Annotated in this window: 11 protein-coding genes and 1 tRNA gene; 7 read left to right on the forward strand and 5 right to left on the reverse strand. The window is 57.1% G+C overall.

What is annotated here, in order from left to right:
- Positions 1-45: 45 nt before the first annotated feature.
- From PROAA_RS11205 to PROAA_RS11225, 5 genes are all read right to left on the reverse strand, one after another.
- A complete protein-coding gene (locus PROAA_RS11205; RefSeq protein ID WP_186411426.1) occupies positions 46-420 on the reverse strand; it encodes a PHP domain-containing protein in 375 nt (124 codons plus the stop codon).
- The gene (locus tag PROAA_RS11210; protein WP_186411427.1) at positions 417-1,856 is read right to left on the reverse strand and encodes a Y-family DNA polymerase; all 1,440 of its coding nucleotides are present in this window, start codon (positions 1,854-1,856) and stop codon (positions 417-419) included. Before PROAA_RS11210 ends, PROAA_RS11205 begins: the two co-directional genes overlap by 4 nt.
- Positions 1,771-2,529, reverse strand: coding sequence for a translesion DNA synthesis-associated protein ImuA (imuA, locus tag PROAA_RS11215; RefSeq protein WP_186411428.1), 759 nt, complete (start codon positions 2,527-2,529; stop codon positions 1,771-1,773). Before imuA ends, PROAA_RS11210 begins: the two co-directional genes overlap by 86 nt.
- Before the next feature lie 11 nt (positions 2,530-2,540).
- On the reverse strand, positions 2,541-3,134 hold the full coding sequence (locus PROAA_RS11220; RefSeq protein WP_186411429.1) for a LexA family protein: 594 nt from the start codon (positions 3,132-3,134) through the stop codon (positions 2,541-2,543).
- Positions 3,135-3,339: 205 nt separating this feature from the next.
- Positions 3,340-3,440, reverse strand: a tRNA-OTHER gene (locus PROAA_RS11225).
- 129 nt (positions 3,441-3,569) lie between these two features.
- Here PROAA_RS11225 and PROAA_RS11230 point away from each other — a divergent pair.
- From PROAA_RS11230 to PROAA_RS18900, 7 genes are all read left to right on the forward strand, one after another.
- Positions 3,570-4,862 carry a tyrosine-type recombinase/integrase gene (locus PROAA_RS11230; protein ID WP_186411430.1) on the forward strand — a complete coding sequence of 431 codons (1,293 nt, stop codon included), beginning with the start codon at positions 3,570-3,572 and terminating at the stop codon, positions 4,860-4,862.
- Positions 4,863-4,906: 44 nt separating this feature from the next.
- The gene (locus PROAA_RS11235) at positions 4,907-5,191 is read left to right on the forward strand and encodes a BrnT family toxin (protein ID WP_186411431.1); all 285 of its coding nucleotides are present in this window, start codon (positions 4,907-4,909) and stop codon (positions 5,189-5,191) included.
- 1 nt (position 5,192) lies between these two features.
- Complete coding sequence (locus PROAA_RS11240; protein WP_222102223.1) at positions 5,193-5,459, forward strand: BrnA antitoxin family protein; 267 nt, start codon at positions 5,193-5,195, stop codon at positions 5,457-5,459.
- A 138-nt stretch (positions 5,460-5,597) separates the two neighbouring features.
- The gene (locus tag PROAA_RS11245; RefSeq protein WP_245664250.1) at positions 5,598-6,077 is read left to right on the forward strand and encodes a JAB domain-containing protein; all 480 of its coding nucleotides are present in this window, start codon (positions 5,598-5,600) and stop codon (positions 6,075-6,077) included.
- A 93-nt stretch (positions 6,078-6,170) separates the two neighbouring features.
- A complete protein-coding gene (locus tag PROAA_RS11250; protein ID WP_186411434.1) occupies positions 6,171-6,926 on the forward strand; it encodes a hypothetical protein in 756 nt (251 codons plus the stop codon).
- Positions 6,927-7,014: 88 nt separating this feature from the next.
- Complete coding sequence (locus PROAA_RS11255; RefSeq protein ID WP_186411435.1) at positions 7,015-7,233, forward strand: helix-turn-helix transcriptional regulator; 219 nt, start codon at positions 7,015-7,017, stop codon at positions 7,231-7,233.
- 56 nt (positions 7,234-7,289) lie between these two features.
- The coding region (locus tag PROAA_RS18900; protein ID WP_222102224.1) for a hypothetical protein at positions 7,290-7,490 on the forward strand (201 nt) is incomplete at its 3' end.

Consider the following 7,490-nt stretch of genomic DNA (forward strand, 5'->3'; position numbering starts at 1 on the left):
TGCAGATGCGCGAAACGTTTCCGGTCGTCCGGCGCGAGGTGCCGTTCATAGGCGATCCAGCAGCGCCCCGGAAACCGGTCCATCAGAAAAAAACCGTCCTCGATCGAGGCATTGCCCGATGCGATCCACAACGCCAGACAGTCGGGAATGCCGCTGGTCAGATCGCCGCGGCTGAGCGCATATTTCCCCTTGTCGGCGCAGTTCGGTCCCGATCAGCAGTTTGAGGCCGAGCGGTTTGGCCGCTTCGTGCGCGCGCACGACTCCGGCAAAGGAACATTCATCGGTAATCGCCAGCGCGCAATAGCCGAGCTTAACGGCGCGCTGCACCAGTTCGCGCGAATGCGACGCCCCGCGCAGAAAACTGAAGTTACTCAGACAGTGCAGTTCTGCATAGTCCGGCAAGGCATCTGCTTCATTCATGCGAAGAACCCCTGCAGGAACCATCGGCCGGGTGCCTGGCATTCGCGATAGATCCACAGCCAGCGCGCATCCACCGAACGGGCAATGAAATAGTCGCGGCGCACGTCCCTGCGGCTTGCGCGGGTATCCCACCAGCCCGCCTCGATCCGTTCCGGCCCGGCCAGCAGGGTCAATGGCCCGCAACGGTAGGGCCGGCCCTGAACATCGGAGAGCGACTCGGGTTTGTCGAGCAGCCAGAGGGGCCGGGGCAAAGCCGGCGGCGCAACCGGGCTAGACTTGCCGAACAGGGAAGCCGATCGGGTGGCGTGCTCAGGACGGTGATCGTCGTGCGGGGCGATGCCGTAGACCTGTTTCTCGCCAAGGCGCGCACTCAATCGCTCCAACAAGTTGCCAATCGCATCCCTGGTGTCCTGGGCGGCTTCAAACAGGGTCTGATTGCGGTGTGGGCGCTGAACCACCTGGGTCGCCGTGAGCAGCAGCGATTCGACCGGCGCCTGGAGTGTCAGTCGCTCCAGGCGCTCGCGCAGTACACGCTCGAAGCGGCTCCCATCGGCCGTGAGATCGGCGAAGCGCAGCACGACATCCGTCACTGTGTGACGATGCCGGAGTTGCAGCATGATCTCGCGCACGCCGGCCTGCCGCGCCGACAGCCAGCCGGCCAGGGCGGAAATCAAACGTCGAGCCGCGAATAGCAAGGCTGTTGCGTACTCCACTGTGGCAGGAAGTTCCAACGACAAGGCGAACCGTTCCGGAAAAACAAAGTCCGGGCGTGGATCGGGCTGCTCGCCCAATGCCTGTGCGATCAACCGAACGGCCTCCCTGCCAATCCGCCGCGCCAGGGCGGCCGAAGGCAGGCGCGCGGCTTCGGCCAAGGTGGTGATACCGAAACGGCGCAGGGTCACGGCGGCTTTGTGCGGCAAGATATCGACGGGAAGCATTGCCAGCTTCTGGCGCATACTTGCCTCATCGGGACAAAGCGCTTGCGTTCGCGCTTGCGCCAGCCAGTGCGCGCCCAGAGGAGTGGGCGCAGCCGCAATCTCGACGCTGTAGTGTTGCGCCTGTACACCTTCCTTGGCCAAAGGCACCATGACTTCCAGCCCGCCAAACAGCCGCAGGCAACTGCCGATTTCCAGCAACAGGGTATCGGGGGTCAGGCTGAGGCGAGGGGTAAGATTGCCCGCCCAACAGGCCAGGGTCTGCAAGGCCGAAGTTTCTCTCGCCCGATCCCGCGCGACAAGCGCAATGGCCGGCGCCAGCATGCGCGCGGCAGCGATGCCCATGCCGCTCTCGACACCCGCTCGCTGCGCCGCTTGGTCGCCGAGGAGGATGCGCCCCTGCTCGACCACGGCGCTAGGCGAGGACAGGGGAAGGTTCGCTTCGAGCGGCAGGCAGGGCAGATGGAGGGCGAGCCACAAGGGCTTCACGTTCGAATTCATGGGGGTCGCGCCAGTGCTTCGTACGCGGCACGTCGAGAGTGAGCGTCCGGCTGCACGGGGCGCCACGTCGCTTGAGCACTTTAAGGCCTAGCGAGCCGCGCTCACCCGAACTGAGCAAGAGCCGGAGCGGAGCCGCCGAGGACGACTGAGCAGCCCGCAGCGGACGAAACAGGAACATCACGCTATTGCCGCCTGCTGCTGCAACCTGCAGGCGTCTGAGTTGCCGAGCATCCACAGATGTCGCCCAGCACAGCACCACGCCAAGCGCCGCATTCGACAATGCCTGCTCGGTTGCCCACAAGACGTCACGCGGTTGCGCCGACGACACAATCGCCAGCTGCGCCAGATCGACCCCTGCCGAAACCCATGCCGGCCCGTGCGCCCGATGTGGAGGAGCGACCAGCATGCCCCACCTGCCCTCCTGCTGTATTTGCAGCAGCGCAGGCAGCAACAACGAACACTCGCCCAACCCCGTGCCATCCAGCAGAATCTCGGTCAGCGCACCACGCGGCCACCCTCCACCCGGCAATTCGGCATCGAGCGCAGCAAAACCACTCGGGACCGAAGGAATTTTCGCATGGGCAAAACCGTTGGCAGAACCGCCGGCAGAACGGCTCCCGCGCCAGACATCGGGCCGCGCCAATACGTCATCGAGGGAAACCTCATCGTTCATGATGACAAGACTCAATGCGCGAAGCGGCGCACCAGGCCGACCATGACGCCGTAGATTTCCAGCTCGCCCTTGGGGCGGATGATCGGATACGTCTTGTTATGCGGCAAGAGGATGAATTTGCCACGCTCGATAGCGAGTTCCTTGAGGGTGAATCCATCGTCGACAATGGCCACGACAAAATCGCCCGCCCTGGCCTCTCGGTCGCGCTCGACAACAATGACATCGCCGTCGTGAATGCCGGCATCGATCATGGAATCGCCCTTGACCGGAATCATGACCGTGCGCGAGGGGTGCTGGATGAGGTAGTTGTCGACGAGGAAAGGCTCCGCCCCGGTCCCTTCGATCGACTCGGAACTGCCAGCCCGAATCGATGCGCTGACCAGCGGCCGCTCGAAAAAACGAGCAGACGGAATCCATGCATCGTCGTCCGGCGTGCGTTCGACAAAACCGGCGGCTTCGAGCCGCTCAAGCAGCTTGCTCGAAGCGGCCCGGGAAGCAAAACCCATCAATTCCGCGATACGCTGAAACGAAGGAATGCGCCGGTTTGCGGCATAGTAATCGCGCAGGCGGCCGAGATATTCGGCGTCCTTGTTCTGGGCAGTCATGGGGAAACCTTTTGGTGATCATTTGACTACCATCTTAGTAATCAAACGATCACCTGTCAACTCTCGGCTCAGTGACTCTCGGCTCAGTGACCGGGCAGATGACTCCAAAACAAACGGGGGAGTCGGCTTTCTTCCGACCCCCCCGTTTGTTTTGTGCTTACTTCAGGCTTCTAGGCTATGCGCTATCACATAAAGCCTTGCAACTTGGGGCGATGTACCGGGCTTGAACCGGTGACCCTTGGAATCACAATCCAAGCCCCGTATCATTTCTATCGTTTACTTACCAATACCCATTTAAACTATCACTTGTGTTTTCAGTGCTTATAGCCTTACTATTAGTCCAAGTGTTAAACCTATTTTTACTTGTTTTTACCCTGTCGCGTTTACTTGGCGTTTACTTGGTGGGGTGCAAGCGGGAAATTCGGTGAGGTTGTTATGACAAAGGAAATAACAAAATCAGTCGTCGACTCTGCTGTCGCATCGGAAAAAATATTCATTCTGTGGGATAGCAAAACGCCTGGTTTTGGCTTGGCGGTTTATCCGACCGGAGTCAAAAGCTTTGTATTTGGCTTCCGCACTCCCGAGGGAAAGAATAGACGAATCACCATCGGTAAAGCCTCCGAATCGCTTACAGCAGACCAAGCCAGAAAACGCGCCAAAGAACTTTACCGAGAGGTGCTCAATGGTGGCGACCCGATGGGCCATAAACAGAAACGCCAGAAAGCGCTAACCGTCAATCAATTGCTTGACCTGTATCTTGAATCGCCCACCTTCGCCAAGAAGGCGGAAAGCACCAAATATGTGGATAAAGGCAGGATCGAGCGGCACATTCGGCCATTGCTAGGCAAGCAATATGCCGACTTACTGAGCCCTGATAGCGTTCGCCGGGCTCAAAACGACATCACAAAGGGCAAGACGGCCGCCAATGTCAAGACCAAGGCTAGGGGCGTGGCGAAGGTTACAGGCGGCAAGGGAACGGCAGACAAGGCGGTATTGGTGCTGCGCGCTGCCTATTCCTGGGCCGTTTCCGAGGGCATTTTGAAGGACAACCCAGCCGCAAGCATTAAAGTGGATCAACCGGGGCAACGTGACACGATCATGGCCGGATCAGAAGATTACGCGCGCCTATTCAATACCCTGGTTCAAATGGAGAATGAGTTACGTATTCGCCAGCCCGTTGCCGACGCAATCCGCTTTATTGCCCTGACCGGGGCACGCAAGGGCGAAGTCGTCAGCATGACCTGGTCTTACGTCGACCAAAGCGCCGGTCAAGTCAGCATCCCGCCGAACAAACACAAGACAGGCGGGCGAACCGGGAAACCGCGCGTCATCACCCTGCCCGTTGCCGCGCAAGCGATCATCGCGCGGCAACCTGACGGCGATCCCGTTGACTACGTTTTCATGCCGGCCAAGGGCGATGGCGTCATTTCGCTGGCGAAACCCTGGCGCCAGGTTCGAAAAGAGGCAGGTCTACCGGCCGCACTGGGCTTGCATGGCTTACGGCACTCGCTCGCATCTCACTTGGCGATGGACGGTGCCTCGTCTGCCGAATTGATGGAATCGCTTGGACATAAGCAGGTGTCGACCACAATGCGCTACATCCATTTTGCCGAAAAATCCAAGAGCACGCTGGCGGAACGGGCCGCGGCTACCGCCTTGGCTGGGCTGGCTGAATCTTTAGGAAAGCCAAAAGCCGACATTGTGCCGATGAAGAAGACGAAACCCTGATTCACCCTTGCTATCCTATTTAATGATAACTACAATAAAACAGAATGAATATTGAGTTCGACCGCGCCAAGGATGCCGCGAATATTGCCAAGCATGGGGTATCGCTAGCGCTGGCGCATGAACTGGAGTGGGAGTTACTTTTCAGCCGCACAGACGACAGGAAGGAATACGGTGAATCAAGGGAGATTGGCCTTGCGCCGATTGGAACGCGCGTTTTCTGTGTGGTGTTCGTCCAACGTGGTGAACGCTACCGAATCATCAGCCTGCGCAAGGCAAACAGCAGAGAGGTGAAGCACTATGCAAGTACGCTCAAAAACTCGGATCTTTGATGTGCCAACGCCAGCAGAGGATGACGCCATCAATGCGGGTGCCTTGAGCGACCCGGATAATCCACCATTGACCGATGCTCAATTGTCGCAATTCAAGCGACTGCGTGGCCAGCGTGGCCCCCAGAAGACGCCGGTCAAATGCCAGGTCACACTTCGACTCGATCCCGAAGTCGTCGATTTCTACAAAGCAACAGGAAGCGGCTGGCAAAGCCGGATTAACGACGCCCTTGTAGGGTCTGTGAAAGCGAAGAAGAAAACCGCCGCTTGACGGTATCAGGCAAAGCGGGCCGGCAGGGTGTTAGCGCACCAAGCCAGCCCTAACCAATAACGTGAAAAGGAGCTTCACATCATGGCTGATACGAATTCTACCGCAAGGAAGAAACCCCACCCGCAGGCTGCCCCGATAATGCCGGCGATAGATAGCGCCTGTTGTTTCCTCTTGAACAAGCAAGAACGCCGCATTGTTAAACGCGCTTTCAAAGTTCTGGAGAAAAGCGCCGTCTATCGTTCCAAGGCCATGTCAACGCCGCACGCTGTGCGCGATTACCTCAAGCTTCGCTTGGTGTCACTCGAGCATGAAGAATTTCATGTGCTATGGCTTGACGCTCAGAACCGGGTGATTGCTTTCGACGCCCTGTTTACGGGAACGATTACCCAGACGGCCATTTATCCGCGCGAAGTGGTGAAGGCCGGCTTGGCACACAATGCGGCCGCCGTGGTCTTGGCACACAATCATCCATCAGGCATTCCCGAACCCAGCGCAGCCGACAGGCTGCTAACACAAGAGCTGAAGTCTGCTTTGGCGCTGGTGGACATTCGCGTGCTCGATCATTTCATCGTCGCTGGAGATTTGTCGACCTCCTTTGCGGAACGCGGATTGCTGTAACCATGCGCGCTACCCCGGCGTTGACGGTCGAAAAACGGAGATATTCGCCGCTAGGGGAGCGCCAAGCCGCGCAAACGCAAATGGGGCCTTTTCATGAATAACGACAATGACAGCACCCACTATGCCGATGCGGAAAAAATCAAGAAACTGATCAATCAGAAATTCCCCAAGCCTGTCATAAACTCTCAGACAGCAAAGAACTTGCCCGAGCCAATGGATATTGCAGTACATCACAAATCCATCGAGCCAAGCGCAGATTCTCGGGTTCCAGAAGGCTTTGATGCATGTATCGAAATCGGCTCAACAGCTGAACACATTGAGGCTAGAAAATTTGAATATTTCGCATACCGGGCCGTCAACGTAAACTCCAGAAAAAACCGCGACTTCATGATGAGCGAGGTTCGTGATCTGCTGTTCAATGGCGAGCACCTACCTATGGCTGCACGTGCCTGGTTGATTTACGTCCTGATTCATTGCGATGGCCGGCCAATTATTCGAGAAATTGTGAATCTTCTGCTCAACACCGCGCTCTTGCCCATAAATTCCCGCGCCTTGTTGTATCGCAGCCTAGGCAGCCTCAAAGATATTCCGCACGAAACCAAAGGGAGGCCAATCGCTAGCCAAAGCGAATTCAAAGAAGCACTACTCGACTTTCTCAATGAAACGGGAGTTCCGATACCGCGCGGTCAAGTGGTGGCTAGATTAAAAATGGCTGCGGAAAGAATGCCCGCATCCTATGAAAAGATCAGGCGAATCTACTACTCTAAAGGCTTTCAGGAACGCCTGCTTAACACATCGCCAGGCCGTATGTGTTGGTCTCTTGAGGAGTTTCTGAATTGGGACGACTGAGGCGTTCCCAAAGCTATCTAATTGTTTAGAATTACTTCATTCAAACCTTCCCTTATGCTGACTTCACACTACTACGTGGAGTCAGCAAATGGAAAAACGCTATATCAACCGAGAAGAAGCCGCCCTATATCTCACCAACACGCTTGGGTTGGAAGTCAGCAAGAACACCCTGCAAAAATGGGTGACCGTCGGAGGCGGGCCAGCATATTCCCGCTTCGGAAAACGCGCCGTCTACACTACTCAAGACCTGATCGAATGGGCTGAGCGCAAGCTTTCCAAGCCCCGCCTGTCATCTACCTCCTCCTGAATCGGAGGCGCGCATGATGACAATCAAGAGTATCAAGCGCTGGCCAGGCAAGAAGCGTGATGGAAGGCAATCACCGCTTTCACCCCTTCTATTCAAGACATCCCGTTACTGCCGACAGCAAAAGCGTGGCTGGGCACACAAGCGGTATTCGCGATGAAAGCCCGATGGCATCTATTCGACAGGCCCGTTGGTTCCGAGTCAAGTCCGAAATCTGCTGTAAATATTCTTCGATCCGATCAATGACGAATGGTTTCAGC

The organism is Candidatus Propionivibrio aalborgensis (assembly GCF_900089945.1).
In the GTDB taxonomy this organism is placed as follows: Bacteria; Pseudomonadota; Gammaproteobacteria; order Burkholderiales; family Rhodocyclaceae; genus Propionivibrio; species Propionivibrio aalborgensis.

What these genes read in the sequence shown, in the direction of transcription:
- PROAA_RS11205 (WP_186411426.1), bottom strand. Translation starts at nt 420, where the DNA reads ATGAATGAAGCAGATGCCTTGCCGGACTATGCAGAACTGCACTGTCTG.
- PROAA_RS11210 (WP_186411427.1), bottom strand. Translation starts at nt 1,856, where the DNA reads ATGAATTCGAACGTGAAGCCCTTGTGGCTCGCCCTCCATCTGCCCTGC.
- imuA (WP_186411428.1), bottom strand. Translation starts at nt 2,529, where the DNA reads ATGAACGATGAGGTTTCCCTCGATGACGTATTGGCGCGGCCCGATGTC.
- PROAA_RS11220 (WP_186411429.1), bottom strand. Translation starts at nt 3,134, where the DNA reads ATGACTGCCCAGAACAAGGACGCCGAATATCTCGGCCGCCTGCGCGAT.
- PROAA_RS11230 (WP_186411430.1), top strand. Translation starts at nt 3,570, where the DNA reads ATGACAAAGGAAATAACAAAATCAGTCGTCGACTCTGCTGTCGCATCG.
- PROAA_RS11235 (WP_186411431.1), top strand. Translation starts at nt 4,907, where the DNA reads ATGAATATTGAGTTCGACCGCGCCAAGGATGCCGCGAATATTGCCAAG.
- PROAA_RS11245 (WP_245664250.1), top strand. Translation starts at nt 5,598, where the DNA reads ATGCCGGCGATAGATAGCGCCTGTTGTTTCCTCTTGAACAAGCAAGAA.
- PROAA_RS11250 (WP_186411434.1), top strand. Translation starts at nt 6,171, where the DNA reads ATGAATAACGACAATGACAGCACCCACTATGCCGATGCGGAAAAAATC.
- PROAA_RS11255 (WP_186411435.1), top strand. Translation starts at nt 7,015, where the DNA reads ATGGAAAAACGCTATATCAACCGAGAAGAAGCCGCCCTATATCTCACC.